We start from the raw sequence: 20,097 nt of genomic DNA on the forward strand, positions 1-20,097 counted from the left end.
ATCCTTTCGAAAGAAGTGGCCTAAAGAAGAAAATAGTAGGTGGAAGCAGATAGATTAGCTTCGCGAAGCTAACCTCTGCCTCGAACATTGCGGATAGTTCCCTTACTGTTAAGGCTAAGAATACTGCCTATGCTTCCTACACTGAGAATGCTGCCAGCACTCCCTATACTCAGGATACTTCCTACGCTTCCTATACTCAGGATACTACCTGAACAGCCGATACTCAGGATACTACCAAGGCTGCCAACGCTTCCCACACTTAACAGGCTTCCTACACTCCCTATGCTTCCTATACTCAGGATACTACCAAGGCTGCCAACGCTCAGCAGATTATTGCGGCTACAACTGCGCAGGTAGCTTTTCTTCTCCTCACCACTTTCATGCGTGGCCAGCGGTAAACACCAGATAAGCGTTGTCACTGACAGTCTTTGCTTTGTTGTGCTCATTGCTTGCCGATCCTCCCCTTAAAATTATTCTCCAAGCAAGATTATAGCATTTCAAAGCTTCCCAATACTGCCATATGTATTGGTTGCCAGATAAGTTCGCCGAAACGGGGAGATATGAGTCATGAGTGGAAATTGGCAAATTATAAGTCGACCCCTTTTACGCCCATGTCCTCGATTGGTCCAGCCACGGTCCACATGAAACTGCGGCAACTCAGCCGCGATCTTGGGCCAGCCCGATGAGAAGCCCTTCAGGTCCGCGGATGTAGCAGAGCCGAGATGCGTCTTGGTACTCGACAACTTCGCTGCTGACAAGCTCTGCGCCGTGCTTGCGGAGCCGGACGAGCGTATCGTCGATGTCGTCCACGGCAAACATGACGCGTAGGTAGCCCAGAGCGTTCACTGGGGCGTTCCGGTGATCAGCGACCACCGGGGGCGTGATAAATCGCGAGAGTTCAAGCCGGCTGTGGCCGTCTGGCGTGCGCATCATGACGATCTCAACGCGCTGGTCGCCTAATCCAGTGACACGCCCCGCCCATTCGCCTTCTACCATGGTTCGCCCTTCGAGTTCGAGGCCAAGCTCAGCGAAAAAAGAGATAGCAGCATCGAGGGATTCCACCACGATACCGATGTTGTCCATTCGTTTAAGCGTCATGTGTCCATTCTATAATGTGTCGTCATTTCTGTCAACGAACGCACACCAGGACGCTCGTCGCTGCTCCAGCGTCACGCATCGCCGGCGATGATCACCCCGCGACCATCTCCCCCTTATGAAACCTCACCAATAATCTGGAATCTTGTTCACTCTCACTAATCGTGCTCCTGGTTAAAACGCAGATAGTCATTCGTGCAATCAGCACTCTGATTGCTTGTGCTGTTACCTGACGTATCCTACTTGGCCCTGTTTGAAGCAAAATGCTGCCCAGCGAAATCAAGAGGGCGATCAGCGAGAGTGAGTAAGACCCACATATGTATCCGAAAAATCAGCATTGACTCATCTATTCAGGCTCAAGGAACTGGCGAAATTTGATCAGAAGTGGCGAATTTATGGTTTTTCTGACAATATGCACACTATTCTTAAAATTTCCAGCGCTTCGTTACAACGTTTAGCCACGGTGTAGGCCTGCCTTAAGGCCCTACTTTAAAGCAGTTCCGCAGCCTCTTCACAAGGCAGATCCACACCTGGCAAAGTTTATATCACAAACGGTGCTACACAGCTACCACTTAGCGACAGGCTACCCGATAAGCATCCAGGACCATATGTTTATAGAGTGAATTGAAGTTCATCTTGTTAGCCTGGGGACAGAACAAGGAAGGAGTTTCATGATTCCCGTCATCTGAGTATTCTACCTCCATCACTGCCTTGCCAGCCCGGGTAAAATTTTGCAGCGAATGGCAAACTTCCAATGAATTATCTCCATCTGATTTAGCCTGCCCGAAGCACTGTTCATCCAGCTCCCAATCAAAGTAAGGCAAAAGATCTTTGATCTGTTCGGTATCATTCTTTAGGGCAACCGAGAGGCCGCGCTGATGCGCCTGGTTAGCAATCCAGGTGTTATACTTGAGCTGATCCCGACCCGTGAGCGGAAATCCAGACGTATTGGCATAGCCATCGACATTATCAGGCTCAACTCCATCAAAACCCTTAGCTTTGCACATGTCCAGGCGCGCCGCCATTATCGGTTCAAGGTCCGCCATATCGCGAATATCCAGCCAACGTTCATCGGGAAAACCATCAAGTACATTTCCCCGCACCTTAGATGGGAATTTGCTTGCATCCGGGCGAAATTTCTCCCAGGTCCCAACGCTAATATAGCAAATGACCTTACGACCAGCTGCATGCAGTGCTTTTACTAGGTCCGCGCTATTAGTGAAACCATCAATATCATACATAGCAACATTGATGGACTGATCAAGATTTCCTGTGAGTTGCCATTGCCAGCTTGTTTTGAGCTCTGGATGCCAGCATCCTGGACAATTGACAGGGGGCGGCAACGAAGCTGCCGTACCCACTTGGGGCGCTGCAGCATGGGCGGATGGGCCACATGCTGCTATAAACAGTGTTAGCAGCGTCAATATGGAGAGCCAAAAAGCTGGTTTTATCAACGCCACTACACGAACAGGCCTACGAGTAAACGACATACATATCCTCCTTGATTTAAACGACATACGTGTTCCTCCTTGATACAATTGCGCAGACACAATTGCGTATTTTCTCCCTATTAGCCAGACACCATGCAAGCCCCTTAACGCTCAAATTTCCTCCAGGGAGAAATATCTAAAATGTGCTAGCCTCCACTAGCCTGGATTACCGCATCACCATCTTGCACGGCCTTATTTGTAGCTTGTTGAACTGAGGCCTGACCCAGGAACATCAGGTTAAAATCATCGTGAATTTTTGTGGAAGATTCGTTAAAAGCAGGCGTTATAGGAGCCGTGACTGTTTGGCCCTCAGCCTCCTTGAGAAAAGGTTCAACGTCAATACCCTGCTTTTTCCAGTAGTCTGCAAAGAGAGGCGCTGCGCTCTTGACTCCAGGCCAGACCGTCCCCATGCCAGCCACAATACGCTGCGATTCAGGCGACGCCAGCCACTTGAAGAGCTCCCAGGCCTCCTGTGGATGAGGCGTCCTGGCGTTGATCGAATCGGAAAGGCCATTGAGCACACTGATACGACCTTTAGGACCCGCGGGAAGTTCTATAACGCCAAAGGGGAAATTCACTTGCTTGGAGAGGTAGGCAACATTCCATGAGCCAGTCTGAATCATTGCCGCTTTGCCACGCGCAAAGAGCTGGGTCACGGCATCGCCAGAGTTATTCGTCTCTGAGGCTGAGGGCGAAACGTGCCATTTTAGAATGAGATCTACCAGGAATTGCAAAGCCTGCACAGAGGGGGGCTGATTATACTCGAAATGTTGCCCATAGGCCTTATCCATGAACTTGCCACCATTCATGGCGATATAATTCCAGTACATTTCCTGGTCTAAGTTTGCCGAAACAAATCCATACTGCGAAATAGCGTTTGCATCGAAACCAGCTTGGTCAGCATGGTGACCATTCTTATCAAGCGTGAGCTGCTGACACAATTTAAGAAACGAGCCACCATCTGTGGGATTCCAGCTCAGCTCATTCGGCACAGTAATACCCATCTTCTTAAAGATTGCCTTGTTATAGAAAAGGGCTATCGTGTCCCAATCCTTGGGCAAACCATAATATTTTCCTTGATAGGTATAGAGATTGAGCAGCGAGGGGTAATAGATAGAGAGATCCAGGTGATCCTTCTGGATCAACGGCGTCACGTCCATGATCTGGCCCTGCATTGCATAATGGGGAAAATAGGTAAGGTCACTCCAGAACACATCTGGCGCTGCTCCGGCTACTATCTCCGTATCCAGCTTTTGCCAGTATTGATCATATTCTGTCTGCTGAATAGTTACCTCGATATTGGGATGCTGCTTCTCAAACTCATCGATTGATTTCTGATAAGCAGGCTGCTCGGTTGATTCCCAGAGCGCATAGGTGAGATGAACCTTACCATTTTGCGCTCCGCTCCCACCGCAGGCCACAAGGCTTATCAGCAATATTACGGCCACCATAGATAGGGCAAGCCACTGCCTCGGAGCTAAGCGAAAAGGCTCTCGCCATAGCTGAGCGCGCTTCAGCTCGTCTGGATATCTGAAACTTATTAGATCTGTAAACTGCCGACGTCTTTGCATCTCTTCTGGCTCCTTCAAAGCAATTGAGCGATATTACAGACATACGAAAGGGCATCCGCGCCAGGGCTAGATTACTTGAATCCACTGAGGTGAATCGAGCGAACTATCTGTTTCTGGAAGACAAAAAACAGGAGGAGGAGCGGTCCCAGAATAATGAAGGTTGCGGCCATCATCAGGTTCCACTGAGCCCCGTGCATCGATTGAAACGACGAAACGCCAACCGTGAGCACTTTGAGAGCATCCGAATAAGTCACGATAAGAGGCCAGAGAAAATCATTCCAGGCCTGCACAAACGTAATAATGGCAAGCGTTGCCAGGATCGGACGACTTAACGGCAGGATGAGATGGGTAATTATTTGTAGCGTCGTAGCCCCCTCAATGCGGGCAGAGCTCTCAAGATCCTGCGGGATCGTACGAAAGAACTGGCGCATCAAAAAGATGCCATAGGGCGAGCCAAGCACTGACGGAATGATCAGCCCATAGTACGTGTTAATCCAGCCGAACGCACGCATCAGCATGAACATCGGAATAAGCGTCACGATATTAGGAACCATCATCGTGGCCAGGTAGAGCCAGAACAATATCTCGCGTCCGGGAAATTCGATACGTGCAAAGGCATAGGCAGCAAACGTACCAAAGACAAGCTGACCCAGAGTTGCAAAGCCCGCATACAACAGGGTATGGGCTATATATCCAGGAAAGTTATACTGCGTTAAAACATCACTATAACTCTGCAGCGTAAATACCGTGGGCAGCGACCAGGGCTCGCCGCTGAAGAGCTGGTTTGCCGGTTTGAATGATGTCAGTAGGACCAGTAAATAGGGAAATAAAGAGAGAAACGCGCCCACCGTGAGCACCAGGTACCAGAGAGAATAGCCAGGAAGACGCTGCAAAAACCTTCTCCGCCTCTCTTTTTGCATATCGCTTCTCCCTCCATCTGACGGAAGTGCCAGTCCAGAAGAAACCATCAGTAACCCCCCTTTCCTTTTTCTGCTAGCCAGGGACAGCCTTGCCATTAGCTCAGATCGTAGGTTGTCCGCTTATGGAAGTAGAGAGCCAGCAGCAGAGTAACAAACATCAGTATTGCAAATAACACCATTGAAAGTGCCGAGGCATAGCCTGCATGGAAGAATTGGAAGGCCTGCTGAAAAATGTAGAAGTTGAGGACATTGGTTGAGCCAGCAGGTCCACCCTTGGTCATCGTATAGACGGTATCGAAGAGCTGAAATGAACCAATAATATTGGTTACAAGTACAAAGAACATAGTTGGGTTAAGCAAAGGGAGCGTGACCTTGAAGAAGCTCTGGAAGGGAGTAGCTCCATCAATGTACGCGGCTTCATACAAATGCTCGGGAATGCTCTGCAAACCAGCCAGGAAGAAGAGCATAGTATAGCCGACATTCTGCCAGAGGGTCACAATAACAATCGATGGCAGAGCCCATTGCTGCGAGACTAACCATTGTGGACCATGGATACCAAGTAACAAGAGAAAATTGTTGAGCGCACCAAATTGCGGGTCGAAAATCCATTGCCAGACAATCCCCATGGCGACTGGCGTTGCCATCCAGGGAACAGCAAAAAGCGTGCGATAAATACCTAAGCCAGGCAACCTTTTATTCATAAATATGGCCAGCAACAGAGCCAGCAAGGTCTGCAACGGAATGTTGAGCAGAACAAAATAGACGCTTACTCCCAGCGAACGCCACACAACGGGATTCTGAAAAAGCGAGATATAGTTTTGCAAACCAATAAAGCGTGGCTGTGATAATAGCCCCCAATCAAAGAAACTGAGTCCAGCCACAACAAAGACAGGGAGTAGTAAGAACAACACCAACCCAAGTAGACTGGGAAAGAGGAACACATAAGCTTGAAGAGCCATGCGCAAGCGGAAGTCGAAGGTGCGCCCAGGTCTCCCCGGCTCATAGGCCCTACTAATAGCTATATGGCCAGCAGATGAGCTTGACGAGCTCCCGGACAGTAAAGCATCGCTTCTGGATCTCGCCTCCTTGGCAGGAGGACCCTCTACACTTCGTTGAAAGCGCCGCATACATCTACATCCTTCTCAAATAAATACGGACCGGCTACAAATCTAGCTAGACGTAACGGTTAACAATTTAGCAGAGCGACAGTGGCTACGACTTTTATGGGCAAGTAGTCGCTAGCCAAGGATTGTATGATAGCGTGCCAGGATCGAGAGATAATCGAGATTGAGCAGATGATGACGATTCAACGAGAAAATCATCACCTGCTGTGTACTCGGGTACATAAACTATGGAGCAAATATAGCATCCGTTTCCGCTCCTGTCAAGGGAATTTTAAATAGGTACTACGAGATTTAAGGGCGAGCTTTTAAAAATTCTTGACAAAATGCTTTCCATACGCCATAATTTCGCTAGATAAGTGAACACGGATACACGCCAAAGGAGAAGTTCAGTATGGCAACGAGCAGGCAAGTTGCCCAATTAGCCGGAGTTTCGCGTGCAACAGTCTCACGCGTTTTAAATGGATCGCCACGTATTAGCGCAGAGGCAAGAGACCGCGTACATGCCGCTATGAAAGCGCTTGGCTATGAGCCTGACGTAGTTGCGCAAAATTTAGCGCGGCAGCGTTCATATATGATTGCCCTGGGACTGTATCATGAGGGGGAGGAGCTGGCCATCTCTACTCTGAGTCGGACCGAGAACTATTATTACCTGGATATGATCAAGTACATTGACCGGGGAGTAGCGGCAGCCGGTTACGATTTATTTCTTCCCTCCTTGGCGCAGAATAAGGCTCCAGAGAATTATATTCGCAGCTTGCGGGCACGCCGTATCGCTGGCACGATCATGCTCGCTCTCGACCTGGCAGATGTGCGCATTCAAGCTTTGCTACAATCAGCAATACCCACAGTTTTTATCGATACCCGAGGACAAGGTGAGCACGCTACCTATGTAGATTCAAACCATATGGATGGCGCGCGCCAGGTAACAGAGCATCTTCTCTCGCTTGGACACAGGCGTATCGCTATTGTCACCGGACCGCTTACAGATCCAGCCAGCACAGAACGTTTACTTGGCTTTCAGCAAACCCTGGCCCACGCTGGCATCGCCTTAGATCCCGGTTTATTATGCCTGACCGGCTGGAACACTGATGAAGCATATCGAGCTACTCGCACGTTTCTTGAGCAGAGGCACGACTTCACAGCTATCATTGCCGGTAGCGATATGATGGCTCTTGGTATTCTGCGCGCTCTTCATGAACGTGGCTTGCGTGTCCCTCAAGACGTATCTCTCACCGGCTTTGATGATCTTGCAATCAGTCAATATATCGTTCCCTCCCTTACGACCGTAAAAGCCGATCGGGAAACGATGAGCAAAGGGGCAGTACAACGGCTTATGGCGCTGGTCGAAGGTGAAGATGCGGTACCACCTCTGATTGTGCCGTCGCAGCTCATCATTCGCGAATCAACAGGTCCGGCTCCCTCGCCTTCCATGCAGGAAAAATGAGGGCCTGAAGAACTATTATCTATTTTCATTTTTTAGTAAGTTCTGGACTCACCCTTAGTAGAAGGAGCTTCATCCACGATGCCATATATCACCATCTTAGGCGCAGGGAGCGCTGTCTTTTCCCGCCAGCTTATGACTGATATTTTACAGATTGAAGGGCTCGATGAGGGATGTTTTGCGCTGGTAGATATCGATCCCGTGCGCCTTGAACTAGCTCACCAGATTGCCACACGCCTGATCGCTATCAGTGGAAAGAACTGGAGTGTTCGCGCTTCCACAGAGCGCCGAGAGGTGTTGGCAGGAAGCAATTTTATCATTAACACTATCGAAGTGGCAGGTCTTGACAATGTGCACTACGATTTTGAACTTCCGATGAAATACGGAATTAATCAATGTATCGGCGATACAATTGGTCCCGGTGGCATTTTTAAAGCCCTGCGCACAGGTCCAGCCTGGCTGGATATTCTGCATGATGCAGAGGAGCTCTGTCCTGCAGCCTGGGTACTCAATTATACTAATCCAATGTCGATCCTCACTCTTGCCGCTCTCAAAGGCACGAAGATGCGCACAGTTGGTCTCTGCCATAGCGTACAGGGAACATCCGAGCAGCTAGCTCAGTACCTGGATGTGCCACTTAACGAGCTGGAATGGCGCTGTGCAGGTCTCAACCATAATGCCTGGTTTACTGAGTTGCGCCATAAGGGGCAGGATATGTATCCGCGCTTGCGCCAACGGGCAGCCATCACAGAGATCTATGAGCAAGATCCCATCCGTTTTGAGTTCATGCTCCACTTTGGCGCTTTTGTCTCGGAAGGCAGCGGGCATTTTTCTGAATATACTCCTTACTTCCGCAAGCGTCCGGATCTTGTAGAGCGCTACAGCCGGGATGGCTTCTTGGGCGGGACCGGTTTCTATGCCAAAAACTGGGCCAACTGGCGTAAAGAGAACGATGATGAGATCCGGGGCATGCTCGCAGGCACGCAGGAGATTCCTTTAGAGCGCAGTCTCGAATTCGGCTCTTACATTGTTGAAGCCATGGAGTTGCAGCGCCCCCTTGTCATTCATGGCAACGTACGCAACACCGGTCTTATCGACAACCTTCCTGATGGTTGTGTAGAAGTAGCCTGCCTGGTAGATCGCAATGGAGTGCAACCCTGCCATTTCGGCTCCTTGCCTGAGCAGCTAGCGGCGCTTAATCGTAGCCATATGGCCATCCATGCTCTTATGTGCGAGGCTCTACTTACCCACAATAAAGAGGCCGCCCGCTATGCATTGCTGCTCGATCCGCTGAGCGCAGCGGTCTGCTCACCGGCTGAATTGAGCGCATTATTCGATGAAATGTGGGAGGCTGAGAGGGCCTACCTCCAGCCATTCGAATAGAAGCAGATAGTTTTTTTGCGGCTAGATACAACCTTTCAACCTCTACCCACCATGGAGAAGTGCTATTATCTTTATGATAGCACTTCTCTTATGTCAGGATATCATCAGCTTCTATCAGCAGCAATAACGTTAGCAAGGACGGGAAGGAAGCAAGCTCATGAGCAATAAGGAGTTCGCCGGAAAGGCAGTCATCATTACTGGTGGGGCTCAGGGTATGGGACGAAACATGGCAGAACAGTTTCTTCACGAGGGTGCCAATGTCCTTATTTTCGATCTCGATGCTCAGTTGGCAGCAGAAACGGCGCAACAATTAGCCCGGCAGAGCGGCGAGGAAAGAATCGTAAGCGTGGGGGGCAACGTGAGCCGTCGTGAAGATGTCCATGGCGCCGTTGAGCTCTGTCTTGAACGCTTTGGCCGCCTTGACGTCATGGTGGCCCAGGCCGGTATTGCCGACGCTCAGCCTTTACTAGAGATAGAAGATGTTAGCTGGCAGCGTATTATGGCTGTGAATCTGACAGGGGTCTTTCTGTGCACCCAGGAAGCTGGACGAGCTATGGCCCGCCTGGGTGGAGGAGCTATTGTGGCCATGGCTTCCACCAATGCTTTTCAGGTAGAGGAGAATCTTTCTCACTATAACACGTCTAAAGGCGGCGTGGTGGCCTTTGTTCGTTCGGCAGCCCTCGATCTGGCCCGTTATGGTATCCGGGTGAACGCGGTTGCACCAGGAGTGGTACGCACGCGTCTGGCAGCCTGGATAACCGAAGATACAGAGCGAGCCACCAATTATTTACAACAGATTCCTCTCAAGCGTTTTGCTGAAACCCAGGATGTGGCAAACGCTGTAAGTTTTCTGGCTTCGTCCAACGCTGCTTACATCACGGGGCAGATTTTGGTAATTGATGGAGGGCAGACGCTAGGTATTATGGCAGACGACGCGCCTATAGCTCCTTTTCCAGGCTTTGAGCAGGCCAGTACAGCAGACGAAGGCTAAGGGGTGGAGAGCAATGCAAGCCGCTGCCTGGTCAGTGGACATGCCAGTTCACGAGAGCAACAGGCTTGCAGATAGCTAAGAGTTCCTACCGGATCTGGAAGCTTCCTTGTAAGTGAATATCCCGCTCCGAGCTTCCCAGCATAACGCTGTATGTGCCAGCTTGCACAATCCAGTCATGTGCTCCAGTATCCCAGGTGGCAAGGCTTGACGCATCTAGCCAAAAGGTTACCTCCTGGGTCTGACCGGCCTGAAGGAAGAGCCTGCGAAAAGCTTTTAGCTGCCTGAGGGGCTGGGGTTGAGCTACTGTCGAAGGTAAACCAAGATAGAGCTGTACAACCTCAGCCCCAGCCTGCTGGCCTGTATTTGTTACGGCAAGCTTCACAGCAACCCTACCAAGAGTGGTAGACGAGTGGGGCACTATCGCCAGGCCATGATAGGCGAAGGTCGTGTAAGAGAGGCCATAGCCGAACGGGAAGAGGGGAGCAACATGCCTGGCATCATAATGCCGATAGCCGACATAAATCCCCTCGGAATATTCGGCTTCATCATGAATACCTGGATATTGAACAGGAGAGGCCGCAGGAACATCACTTGCCTGCATAGGAAAGGTCATCGGCAACCTACCAGCGGGATTAACGTCACCGAAGAGCAGGGCGGCAATAGCATTTCCATCTTCCTGCCCTGGATACCAGGCCTCCATAACGGCCTGAACCTGCTTGAGCCAGGGCATGAGAACTGGCGCACCGGTATTCAGTACGACCAGAGTGTGAGGATTCGCCTGCGCGATGGCTTGAATCAACCTGTCCTGCTGGCCTGGCAGGGCTAGAGAACCACGATCCAGGCTTTCAGACTCATTATCGTTGGCAAAGACAACAGCTACATCGGAGGTGCGCGCTACTTGGATAGCTTGATCCAGTAAGGATTCATCAAGTCCAGGCCAGCGCCAACCCAGTTCTAGCGAGCCAGGATCGGTAGCCTGGTATACCTCTAGCCGAAATTTATACTGCTGACCGGCAATAAGGTGCAAGGGCAAGGTTTTTGTTGTGTCATTTGCTGCGGGTGGACTATTAAGCATCAGGCGATTATTGAGGTAGAGCCGCGCACCTCCATTGCTAGCAAGGGCAAATGTATAAGTAGCGGTAACAGGTGCTCTCAGCAAACCGGTCCAGCGCGCTGAGCGGAACTGCTGCTCCGGCTTCAATCCTGACTTGTGCCAGCTCCTACCGAAAGCCGACTCAATACGTGTCTGGGCAGGTTTCCCAACAGGCTCTGACCCTGCATAAAACTGGGCTCTCCATCCATTTTGGGTACTACTGGTCGTCAGCGGGGTAAGATACTGCGCATTGATCGGTATAAAATCCTTACTCGAAACGAGCCCTTGTGCATAGTTCACGCGATACTTATGCCCGGCTCTTCTGGTAATTCCTTGCAGAGGAGTTACCACATAAGGTGCATTTACATGAGCGCTTCCCCCACCGGTGATCATAGGCTCTACAAGCGCATCGGGACCAATGACGGCGATGGAATGTGGCTTACTTTTTTCAAAGGGGAGCAAATGCTGATCGTTCTTCAGCAAGACAGCTCCCTGCTCCGCAACTTCGCGCGCTAAACGCGTATCAGCCGAGCTCCTCACATCATCCTCTGGAGAGCCGGATGGTGGATGATCAAAGAGGCCAAAGGCAAACATAGTACGCAGAATACGATGCACATGCCTATCTAGCAGGGCCATACTAACCTGACCACTTTGCACGGCAGCCTTCAGGGCAGCGCCATAAAAAGTCCCATTGGGCATCTGCATATCAAGGCCGGCTTGGGCAGAGGCCACGGTACTATGCGTAGCGCCCCAATCAGAGAGGACAAAACCGGGAAACTTCCACTGCTTCCTCAGAACCGTATCAAGCAAATATGGCTGCTCGCACGCGTGGATATCATTTACTCTATTGTAGGAACACATTATTGCTCCCACGCCTGCCTCCTGCACGACAGCTTTAAAGGCCGGAAGATAGATCTCGTGCAAGGTTCGCTCAGCAACGTTGGCGCTCACGCTTCCTCGATGATATTCCTGATTATTGGCGGCATAGTGCTTGATGGTGGCAAGCACGCCCTGACTCTGGATGCCTCTAATATCGGCGCTGGCCAGCCGACTCGTCAAATAGGGATCTTCGCCCAGGCTCTCAAAGCTCCTGCCCCACTGTGGAATGCGCAGAATATTGACGGTTGGCGCCAGGACAATATTAGCGCCTTTAGCGCGCTCTTCACGTCCTATTACTCGTCCATAATGGGTCACAAGTGCCTCATCCCACGTCGCAGCCGCCGCAATTGGTGCGGCAAGAGCGGTGACCTGAGTCATATTATCGGCGACCCCTGCCGGACCATCCTCCAGGTTGAGGGCCGGTATACCTAAGCGCGGGTTGGCCGGTACGTGCCCACCATAAGCACTTCCATCTATCCCATGCAGTAAGGCAATCTTCTCATCCAGAGTCATCTGAGCCAGCAGTAGGTCAGCCCGCAAGTCAGCCGCAAGGGCGCGCTTCATCCAGGGATGATGTTGCTCAACAAACGAAGAGGCAAAAGTAGTACGAGGGAAACATTGTAAGCTCAGTAAAACCACAAAGAGGAAAAATACTGGTCTGATCTTAATAAAAATATTGCGCATACGCCACTCCACCATCTCCCCACTATCCCCAAACGCCTTTAAAAGCTCTGCCATGAGCCTATAATATATTATACATCTGCACAAAAATCATCTTTAGATGATTGGCGGGGCACCGCAGCGTGCCATCAGGCTGCAGAGTAAACGCAGAACTAGGGAAGCCATACGTAAAAGAGGGTAGGCCCATTGTGGTAAGCCGTATGTGACCGGAGGTGTTGGGACGGCCTCTGGTGCTAGTATGTTGGCCGAGAACTTTTCGACCTCGTGCGCGGGAGCAAATTCGGTGGTACGCAGCTCGGTTGGAGCGAGCTGTTGGCCTCGTTCCAACCGGATATTCCACGTCCATTGAGCGAAGATCTGGGCGAACGCCTGACCACAAGGGGTATGCGAGTACCAGCGACCCATCCCTTGCTCCTTGTCTTCATCGGCCAACACCGTTTCAAATGATCCACGATGCAGGTACAGTTCCAGGATATCCGAAGCCGTAAACTCCGGGGAGGAAAGCGTGCTGAAAAAGAGTTCGTATACGATCCCGTCGCGCTCGACACCAACGGTTAGGTCAGAGAAGGTTCCCGCATGGGTTGCAATGATCAGACGTACAAACGTAGAGCGCCCGTGTCATACCACTTTCCGCGTGCGTGCTTACGTGGTCAGGAGTATGCACCATGACGTTTCACCACCTCCAGATTCAGCAGATGAGAGGCTCGGCTTCTCACGATCACCGTCAGGTTCGCTGAGAGCACTTCGAGCAGGAGCGCGGCGTCGCCCTACAACCCGTCTAAGCGTACGAGGATGGAGGCGGGGAAAATTTCAAGGTGTGTGGCGTAGCTGCGGCTCATCCCGATCGCTCGTTGCAGTTCACCTCGGGAATCCCCATTGCCTGCTCCACCAAACGTGCCAAGGAACTGATGGGTATGCCTCTGAAGCACAACAGTACGGATACGAACAACTTCTCCTCGCTTCCGTCCGGTGTAGCCCGGCGCGCAGACCTGATCAAAGCGGCGATGAGGAGCTGGCAAGGCATCGTCTATCTTGCCTCGATTCAACAGCTTCTCAAGCACCTTGTTCCTGCTCCTTCATTTTCAAATGCGCTCTAGGGAAGAGTCACATTTTATTCTGCGCTATGTAGCGTGCTGAGCCACTCTGTTGAGGATAGGACATCGGCGCGCCTTGGAAACACTTTCTCAGTGAGGACGCGGTGTACTTCTTCATCGCGGTCTGCACACAGATCGGATAATACTGTCAGTGTGTAGTCTTTGTCGACTGCTTCACGGACTGTTGAAAGCACGACACCGCTCGTCGATATGCCACTGAGAACAAGGTGGTCTATATTTTTTGCTCGGAGTAGTATTTCAAGATCGCTTCCGGGAAACGCGCTCAATCGACGCCTCGTTACAACTACATCCGTTTCTGTGAGTGGCAAAACGGGTATTGGGTTGACCAATGCGTCGGCAGTCCCGGTATCACGCAGAGCACGGAGTCCTTTGCAGCGGGGATTGAATTCCGGCATGGTTGGTCGAAAGCCTACGACAACGTAGATAACTGGGATATTGTTTGCGCGTGCAGCATCAATGGTTAATTGTATTTTTTGTAAAAACTCCTCTTTATTGGCTAGTCCGTCGACCATGGGACCTTGCATATCCATGATAAGTAATGCGCTCTTGTTTTCCATGTCTATTACCTCTTCTGATTAGGTGCATGTGCACGAGATACCTGAAACCAGCACGAACGTGAGCTGGTCTTTCTCCCAAGAACAGCTCTCGCTCATTGGGAGGTGAAGCGACGGCACGGTCCTCGAAGATCAGAGCCTCTTCCAGGCAGTCAGGCTATTTTCTGCTCACAGGGAAGAGTATATCGGGGAAAATGTGTTGTACCAAGTGTAAAACTACACCTGGACTGGCAAGAGATCGTCCCGCCTGTTCGCGGATCGGGTCTTTCCCAGTTCCAACAGCCGGAGAGGGTATGATGAACATCGAACCTGACGCTTCTCACACGCCAGATGTGCTGCGTGATCTCCTGGAGGAGATTGAAGTCCTGAGGATTACGAGACAGGAAGAGGGAAGGGACCGCCCTCATCCCTTCCTCAAACGATTTACTCAGCAAGAGTTAACCGATGAGGCGTGTCCCACCTATAAAAATTTGCTGGTTGGGCGCTCGCAACGGATTCCGAGCCGCCAGACCTTGATGCAGATCGCTGATTATCTCGAATGTAGCATGGAAAGCCGCAACAACTTGCTCCTGGCTGCTCGTTATCTCCCTGAAAGCCTCGAACTGGAAGGAAATGCGCTCAGGCTCGTATTAGAACAAGCCAGGCAGTTGATGGACACACTCTCATATCCAGCCATGCTTGTGACGCATACCCTGGCAATCGAAGCGCTCAACGAGCCTTTCCAGCGCTTCTTTGCGTTTCCTCCACTCATGGCGCTTCCACGAGCACAACGATACTTCCTCCCCGTCTTGTTTCGAGAGGACTTGCCAATCCGAGAACGTTCGAGCTTCAATGACCAGGCAGTCAAAGCCTGGCAAGCGGGGGTATCTCGCTGCATTGAGCTCTTTAAGCAAAGTAATAGGCTCTCCCAATTTGAACCATGGTATCATGAATTGGTTGAACAGTTTTGTGCCGTCGCCGATTTTCGTCTGTATTGGGAACAAACGCCTTCAATACGTGATCAGTATGATGTTCCGTCAAAGCTGCTTCTGGGGAGAAATGCGACGACGGAAGAATGGGTGCCAATAGAGCTTCAGAATATTCGTATTTCGGTCTGCAGCCACATGTATCCTTGCATTATGGCATTTCGTCCTTTGGATGATGCTGGACGTTCCGTCTTTGCATCCTTTAGCAGTACTCAGGGGTCTCCTTTCAATGCGGTGAGGAGACGCTAATCCTGGAGAGGAGGGGCCACGTTCTCCCCTTTCAACCTCGTTACGCATCCCGTGGGCTTGATTACTTCCAAGATATCCACCAAAACGGCGTTTGGAACCGCACAGCCAAGAAAGCACTCCTCTAGAAATATGAGGTTGCGAATATATCCCGGATGCAGTTCTTCCGAAGAATGTACCTGGTAGGAGAGTCCAGCTTTGGCCGCTACTTCTTCTCCCAGGGAACAACGCTACTTTCCGTGCTCATCATGTTGCTCTCGCCCCGGATGAGTTACCATGCGTTCAAGCAAGCGGCTTTCCGGTTTCTCCCTTCAAAAGAAGCTCCATCCGTTAGGGGAGAATAGTTGAGTATAGTAAGCATGTGTTGATTATCTTTTCTTGCTATATATTCATGCCACTTGACATCGGATCATACTATGAGGTAAATTGTACAGTGTTCAAGTTGAACGGTGTACAATTTTTGTGAGATGAATACTTCACGAGAAGGGATTTCTATAATGACAACAAAGACAACTCCTCGCATCGCTATCATCGGTGCAGGTCCCGGCGGCTTAACCCTCGCCCGTATCCTCCAAACGCGCAATATCCCCACAACCGTCTTTGAGCGGGAAAGTGATCCAGACACGAGGCCACAAGGAGGATCGCTGGATTTGCATCCTGAATCCGGCCAATTGGCTTTGCGTCTAGCCGAGCTTTTTGAGCCATTTCAGGCTATTGCGCGCTACGAAGATCAGGAGGGGCGCAGTTTCAATAAACATGCCCAGGTTTTGCCTGCTGGTAGGCCAGTTGAGGAGAGTGGAGATCGTCCCGAGATTGATCGAACCGAACTGCGCAAGCTGTTGCTGGATTCATTGAAACCTGGCATAGTGCATTGGGGGTACAATCTTAGCTCGATCCGCCGGGCCACTGATGGAAGGCATGAGCTACATTTTGAGAATGGAGTGACTGAGATCTTCGATCTAGTCGTTGGTGCGGATGGGACCTGGTCGCATGTGCGTCCTCTGATCTCAAATGCAAAGCCTTTTTATACAGGTGTAACATTCATTGAATTTGGTCTTGACAATGTGGATCAGGATCACCCTGCTCTGGCTCAATTAGTAGGGCACGGAACGATGTTTGCAAAGGGCAATAATCAGGGGCTCTTTGCCCAACGCAACAGCCATGCGCATATCCGCGTCTATGCAGGTATGCGCATCCCCGAAGGCTGGGAAACCAAAGCCGGCTTTGATGCCTCTAATCCTCATACTGCGCGAAAGTGGCTCTTCGATCGGTTTGCTGATTGGGATCAGAGCTTGCAAGCATTGATCCTGGAATCCAATGATCACTTTGTGGTCAGGCCGCTATATATGCTTCCTGTTGGTCATCGCTGGAATTTCCATCCGGGGGTGACCTTGCTAGGCGATGCCGCTCATCTGATGTCGCCATTCTCTGGCGAAGGTGCGAATCTAGCTATGCTTGATGCAGCAGACCTTGCCAACGCTATCAGTACCCACAGCACGCTTGAGGAGGCTGTGCGCACATATGAAGAAACGATGTTCCCACGAGCTGAAGACGCTGCCCGCGGAGCCTATCAAGGTGTGAATAGGGCTGTTGCGCCCGATGCCCCCGCCCACAAGCTGGTCCTTTCCAAGGCTCAAGGGTCAGAGCAGGCCGGGTAACTGCAGGTTTCACATTTGTCCTATACTCAAACATATGCCTATTCTATGCTAAGGAGTAATCTATGAATCCGGTACCTTCTTCTACTCTCCTAACGCGCCAGGAAGCTTTATTCGACGATTTGAGCATACGTATTGACGAAAGGGGAAGCGGGCAACCTATCCTCATCTTGCATGGGGCCGCCGGTCCGCGCAGTGTCTCCGAGCTGGCTGAAGCTTTAGCGCCCCAGGCACGCGTTCTCGTTCCAACTCACCCCGGATTTGAGAGTGAGCCGCGTCCCGCGTGGTTCAATAGCGTTGGCGACCTAGCATTCACTTACCTTGATCTTCTTGAACGGCTGGACCTGCACGATGTTGTCGTCATCGGCCTCTCCTTCGGTGGCTGGATTGCTGCTGAGCTAGCCGTACTCAATACGACCCGCCTGAGCGGCCTGATTTTGATAGATGCAGCGGGTATTCAGGTTGACGGACACTCGATCAATCTACCACACCCTCCAGGTTCAGGTCAGGCTCCGAACCCTGACAGCATACCTGTGAGTATCCAGGCGATTCGCGCCTATATGGGACCAGACGGGCTGTACAATCCTAAGTTACGCCGCCGTTTGGGGCGTGTGCGGATTCCTGTCTTATGCCTCTGGGGCGAAAACGATCCTATTGTAACTCCTGACTATGGGCGGGCCTATGCTCAAGCGTTTCCTGACGCCCGCTTCGAACTCATTCCAGAAGCGGGCCATCTTCCGCAGGTCGATCAGCCAGAGCGCTCGTTCTCCATCGTAAAGGCGTTCGTGGATAGTCTTGCCGGCCCGGAACCAGAATAATAAATTCTGGCTCACACGCGCAATTAGTATCATTCGGAGGGATGAAGGCCAGTAAAATCGCGCGGGACGTTGTGAGGGTTGATGTTCTATCACTGGTCGCCCCCTTCGAAGATGCTGTGAAGCGGCTTTCTTATCGGCTTGCCAGGGAGAAGGAGAACACTGGCTAACGCACTTATTATGCATACTCGGTCCCGAAAAAGGGCCCTCCATAAACAGGCAACTCTTTTTAGTCCTGTTCCATAAGCCCTTGTTGCCAAGCAAAGACTGCAGCCTGGGTTCGATCTTCCAGATGCAATTTGCTCAAGACATTGCTGATATATCCACGTACTGTTTTCTCGCTTAATACCAGCTTTTCTGCAATCGAGGCATTTGTGTATCCCTCGGCAAGTAAGTGCAAGACATCCAATTCTCGCGGGGTTAGCTCTGCAAATGCCGGTGGTAAGCGGCGTTTGGCGGCCCGCACTTCGGCGATCATGCGCGCAGCTACATTGGAGTGAAGCACGGTTTCACCACGCGCAGCCTTCCTGATACTCTCGGCCAGCCCCCTGGGCCGGATATCCTTTAAAAGATAGGAGAGCGCACCCGCTCGTAACGCAGGAAAGATATACTCATCTTCAGCATAAGAAGTCAGAACCACTATCTGGGTTCGCGGACTTATCTTTTTCATCTGACGGGTTGCCTCCACACCATTCATACCCGGCAAGATCAAGTCAAGCAGCACGACATCAGGAACAAGCTCTTCTACTAAAGGAAGCGCGACTTCTGCACTCTCTGCTTCCCCAACTACCTGTAAGTCGGGATGCATATCGAGCAGGGTGCGCACTCCTTGCCGCACGATAAGATGATCATCCACGATCAGGATAGTAATCGGCTCGCTCATGTCGTCGCCACCTGTCCCTTAGCTGTACTTTCTGCAACGGGGGAGATGGAGCAGCGTATAAGCATACTCGTTCCCTGCCCGTGCGCGCTCTGAATCAGGGTAGTTCCACCAATTCGCTCAACGCGCTCGGAGATCGAGCGCAGGCCCAGGCCCGCACCTTGATTTCCAGAAACCTCAAATCCTTGCCCATTGTCTGATATGGAAAGGCTAACTTGCTGCCCAGCTAATTTTAGCTTGATCCTTACTCTACTGGCCCGGCTATGGCGAGCGACATTAGATAAGCTTTCCTGAGCAACGCGCCAGAGCACCTCCTCTATAGGGAAAGGCAAGCAACAAGTTTCTGGCAGATCGACCTCGGCAGCGATCTTATTCTGACGGCTCCAGGTAGTGAGGTAGTCCTCTAAGGCCCTGGGGAGCCCTTTTATCTGCAGGTCAGCAGGACGTAGCGCGTGGATCAGCGCGCTTAACTCTTGTTGAATGTGATAGCTCAGTTCATCAGCTTCGCCCAGGTGCTCGCGGGCCGCCTCACGATCCTTTTCTAGTAGGGTGTGAGCCAGTTCTATTTGCACGGCAAGGGCAAAAACTTGCTGCTTGACACTATCATGTAAATCGCGCGCGAGGCGAGCGCGCTCCTCCAAACGGGCATTTTGTGCAACAAGCAGTTTTTGTTGAGCGAGATATCCAACGAGTTGCTCGGCCATCCGGTTCAAATGGGTTTCAAGTTGGCCGAGCTCATCTTTAGTATAGACTTTGAGACGCCGTTCATACTGACCAGCCGCAAAACGGGTTGTCGCGGCAGTCATTGCACGCAGACGGGAGATAAGCCCATATGTAGAGATAAACCCAAAGAGTGCGCCAAGCACGATCACAACTAGAAAAGCAAGGCCATTTAACTCTAACCACAGTATGTGTAGATCCGCGGCATTAGAAGGCCTGGCAGTCGTCGCCCCACTCACAATCTGAAACAACAATACAGCCCCTAGCGTCACCCAGATATATGATTGGGTCATACGTATCTGCAATCCTCTCCAGGTAATAAAGGATTCTTCAGATCGTGCAGTCAAGTTCAAGCCTGAGCTCTCTTTTTTCTTCATGGCGCACCTCTTTAAGTCTCAGGAACTTCCATCCTCTCCAGGCTTAGCGCTTTGAGCGCATCCGACACTGGCCGCCTGGTCGAGGCACCAGCACAAGAAACA

18 protein-coding genes are annotated in these 20,097 nt (G+C 51.2%); 6 read left to right on the plus strand and 12 right to left on the minus strand.

The window, feature by feature from the left end; translation table 11 throughout:
- Positions 1-68: 68 nt before the first annotated feature.
- From EPA93_RS01055 to EPA93_RS01080, 6 genes are all read right to left on the minus strand, one after another.
- Positions 69-446: a hypothetical protein gene (locus EPA93_RS01055; RefSeq protein WP_207229406.1), complete on the minus strand. Its 378-nt coding sequence runs from the start codon at positions 444-446 to the stop codon at positions 69-71.
- A 211-nt stretch (positions 447-657) separates the two neighbouring features.
- Positions 658-1,098, minus strand: coding sequence for a VOC family protein (locus EPA93_RS01060; protein ID WP_129885252.1), 441 nt, complete (start codon positions 1,096-1,098; stop codon positions 658-660).
- A 569-nt stretch (positions 1,099-1,667) separates the two neighbouring features.
- Positions 1,668-2,585, minus strand: a complete 918-nt coding sequence (locus tag EPA93_RS01065) for an endo alpha-1,4 polygalactosaminidase (RefSeq protein ID WP_129885253.1) — start codon at positions 2,583-2,585, stop codon at positions 1,668-1,670.
- Positions 2,586-2,731: 146 nt separating this feature from the next.
- Positions 2,732-4,156 carry an ABC transporter substrate-binding protein gene (locus EPA93_RS01070; protein WP_129885254.1) on the minus strand — a complete coding sequence of 475 codons (1,425 nt, stop codon included), beginning with the start codon at positions 4,154-4,156 and terminating at the stop codon, positions 2,732-2,734.
- Positions 4,157-4,227: 71 nt separating this feature from the next.
- Positions 4,228-5,076 (minus strand): carbohydrate ABC transporter permease, encoded by an 849-nt coding sequence (locus EPA93_RS01075; protein ID WP_129885255.1) that lies wholly within the window; start codon positions 5,074-5,076, stop codon positions 4,228-4,230.
- 95 nt (positions 5,077-5,171) lie between these two features.
- Complete coding sequence (locus tag EPA93_RS01080; protein WP_207229407.1) at positions 5,172-6,203, minus strand: carbohydrate ABC transporter permease; 1,032 nt, start codon at positions 6,201-6,203, stop codon at positions 5,172-5,174.
- Between the two features lie 388 nt (positions 6,204-6,591).
- Between EPA93_RS01080 and EPA93_RS01085 the strand changes: the two genes are divergently transcribed.
- The 3 genes from EPA93_RS01085 to EPA93_RS01095 all read left to right on the plus strand — a co-directional run bounded on the left by EPA93_RS01085 (position 6,592) and on the right by EPA93_RS01095 (position 10,015).
- Positions 6,592-7,644, plus strand: coding sequence for a LacI family DNA-binding transcriptional regulator (locus EPA93_RS01085; protein WP_129885256.1), 1,053 nt, complete (start codon positions 6,592-6,594; stop codon positions 7,642-7,644).
- A 78-nt stretch (positions 7,645-7,722) separates the two neighbouring features.
- Entirely contained in the window at positions 7,723-9,024 is a 1,302-nt protein-coding gene (melA, locus tag EPA93_RS01090; RefSeq protein ID WP_129885257.1) for an alpha-galactosidase, read from the plus strand.
- A gap of 157 nt (positions 9,025-9,181) precedes the next feature.
- Positions 9,182-10,015 (plus strand): SDR family NAD(P)-dependent oxidoreductase, encoded by an 834-nt coding sequence (locus EPA93_RS01095; protein ID WP_129885258.1) that lies wholly within the window; start codon positions 9,182-9,184, stop codon positions 10,013-10,015.
- Positions 10,016-10,100: 85 nt separating this feature from the next.
- Here EPA93_RS01095 and EPA93_RS01100 read toward each other — a convergent pair whose 3' ends face one another.
- The 4 genes from EPA93_RS01100 to EPA93_RS01115 form a co-directional block, all read right to left on the minus strand.
- Positions 10,101-12,671 carry a beta-glucosidase gene (locus EPA93_RS01100; protein ID WP_165422785.1) on the minus strand — a complete coding sequence of 857 codons (2,571 nt, stop codon included), beginning with the start codon at positions 12,669-12,671 and terminating at the stop codon, positions 10,101-10,103.
- Positions 12,672-12,764: 93 nt separating this feature from the next.
- Positions 12,765-13,073: a hypothetical protein gene (locus EPA93_RS01105; RefSeq protein ID WP_129885260.1), complete on the minus strand. Its 309-nt coding sequence runs from the start codon at positions 13,071-13,073 to the stop codon at positions 12,765-12,767.
- 362 nt (positions 13,074-13,435) lie between these two features.
- Positions 13,436-13,729, minus strand: coding sequence for a hypothetical protein (locus tag EPA93_RS48955; protein WP_207229408.1), 294 nt, complete (start codon positions 13,727-13,729; stop codon positions 13,436-13,438).
- A 50-nt stretch (positions 13,730-13,779) separates the two neighbouring features.
- Positions 13,780-14,340: a cysteine hydrolase family protein gene (locus EPA93_RS01115; RefSeq protein WP_129885261.1), complete on the minus strand. Its 561-nt coding sequence runs from the start codon at positions 14,338-14,340 to the stop codon at positions 13,780-13,782.
- A 290-nt stretch (positions 14,341-14,630) separates the two neighbouring features.
- On the opposite strand from EPA93_RS01115, the gene EPA93_RS01120 reads away from it, so the two are divergent.
- From EPA93_RS01120 to EPA93_RS01130, 3 genes are all read left to right on the plus strand, one after another.
- On the plus strand, positions 14,631-15,551 hold the full coding sequence (locus tag EPA93_RS01120) for an MmyB family transcriptional regulator (RefSeq protein WP_129885262.1): 921 nt from the start codon (positions 14,631-14,633) through the stop codon (positions 15,549-15,551).
- Positions 15,552-16,045: 494 nt separating this feature from the next.
- Complete coding sequence (locus EPA93_RS01125; RefSeq protein ID WP_129885263.1) at positions 16,046-17,206, plus strand: FAD-dependent oxidoreductase; 1,161 nt, start codon at positions 16,046-16,048, stop codon at positions 17,204-17,206.
- Positions 17,207-17,268: 62 nt separating this feature from the next.
- Complete coding sequence (locus EPA93_RS01130) at positions 17,269-18,021, plus strand: alpha/beta fold hydrolase (RefSeq protein WP_129885264.1); 753 nt, start codon at positions 17,269-17,271, stop codon at positions 18,019-18,021.
- Between the two features lie 226 nt (positions 18,022-18,247).
- Here the strand turns inward: EPA93_RS01130 and EPA93_RS01135 are convergent, their stop codons facing one another.
- Entirely contained in the window at positions 18,248-18,901 is a 654-nt protein-coding gene (locus EPA93_RS01135) for a response regulator (RefSeq protein WP_129885265.1), read from the minus strand.
- Positions 18,898-19,995: a HAMP domain-containing sensor histidine kinase gene (locus EPA93_RS01140; RefSeq protein ID WP_129885266.1), complete on the minus strand. Its 1,098-nt coding sequence runs from the start codon at positions 19,993-19,995 to the stop codon at positions 18,898-18,900. The genes EPA93_RS01135 and EPA93_RS01140 overlap by 4 nt, the downstream gene beginning before the upstream one ends.
- Between the last annotated feature and the right edge of the window lie 102 nt (positions 19,996-20,097).

Origin of the sequence: Ktedonosporobacter rubrisoli (genome assembly GCF_004208415.1) — a bacterium.
Classification (GTDB): domain Bacteria; phylum Chloroflexota; class Ktedonobacteria; order Ktedonobacterales; family Ktedonobacteraceae; genus Ktedonosporobacter; species Ktedonosporobacter rubrisoli.

Coding starts and splice junctions, on each gene's coding strand:
- EPA93_RS01055 (WP_207229406.1), bottom strand. CDS start 446: ATGAGCACAACAAAGCAAAGACTGTCAGTGACAACGCTTATCTGGTGT.
- EPA93_RS01060 (WP_129885252.1), bottom strand. CDS start 1,098: ATGACGCTTAAACGAATGGACAACATCGGTATCGTGGTGGAATCCCTC.
- EPA93_RS01065 (WP_129885253.1), bottom strand. CDS start 2,585: ATGTCGTTTACTCGTAGGCCTGTTCGTGTAGTGGCGTTGATAAAACCA.
- EPA93_RS01070 (WP_129885254.1), bottom strand. CDS start 4,156: ATGCAAAGACGTCGGCAGTTTACAGATCTAATAAGTTTCAGATATCCA.
- EPA93_RS01075 (WP_129885255.1), bottom strand. CDS start 5,076: ATGCAAAAAGAGAGGCGGAGAAGGTTTTTGCAGCGTCTTCCTGGCTAT.
- EPA93_RS01080 (WP_207229407.1), bottom strand. CDS start 6,203: ATGCGGCGCTTTCAACGAAGTGTAGAGGGTCCTCCTGCCAAGGAGGCG.
- EPA93_RS01085 (WP_129885256.1), top strand. CDS start 6,592: ATGGCAACGAGCAGGCAAGTTGCCCAATTAGCCGGAGTTTCGCGTGCA.
- melA (WP_129885257.1), top strand. CDS start 7,723: ATGCCATATATCACCATCTTAGGCGCAGGGAGCGCTGTCTTTTCCCGC.
- EPA93_RS01095 (WP_129885258.1), top strand. CDS start 9,182: ATGAGCAATAAGGAGTTCGCCGGAAAGGCAGTCATCATTACTGGTGGG.
- EPA93_RS01100 (WP_165422785.1), bottom strand. CDS start 12,671: ATGCGCAATATTTTTATTAAGATCAGACCAGTATTTTTCCTCTTTGTG.
- EPA93_RS01105 (WP_129885260.1), bottom strand. CDS start 13,073: ATGGGTCGCTGGTACTCGCATACCCCTTGTGGTCAGGCGTTCGCCCAG.
- EPA93_RS01115 (WP_129885261.1), bottom strand. CDS start 14,340: ATGGAAAACAAGAGCGCATTACTTATCATGGATATGCAAGGTCCCATG.
- EPA93_RS01120 (WP_129885262.1), top strand. CDS start 14,631: ATGATGAACATCGAACCTGACGCTTCTCACACGCCAGATGTGCTGCGT.
- EPA93_RS01125 (WP_129885263.1), top strand. CDS start 16,046: ATGACAACAAAGACAACTCCTCGCATCGCTATCATCGGTGCAGGTCCC.
- EPA93_RS01130 (WP_129885264.1), top strand. CDS start 17,269: ATGAATCCGGTACCTTCTTCTACTCTCCTAACGCGCCAGGAAGCTTTA.
- EPA93_RS01135 (WP_129885265.1), bottom strand. CDS start 18,901: ATGAGCGAGCCGATTACTATCCTGATCGTGGATGATCATCTTATCGTG.
- EPA93_RS01140 (WP_129885266.1), bottom strand. CDS start 19,995: ATGAAGAAAAAAGAGAGCTCAGGCTTGAACTTGACTGCACGATCTGAA.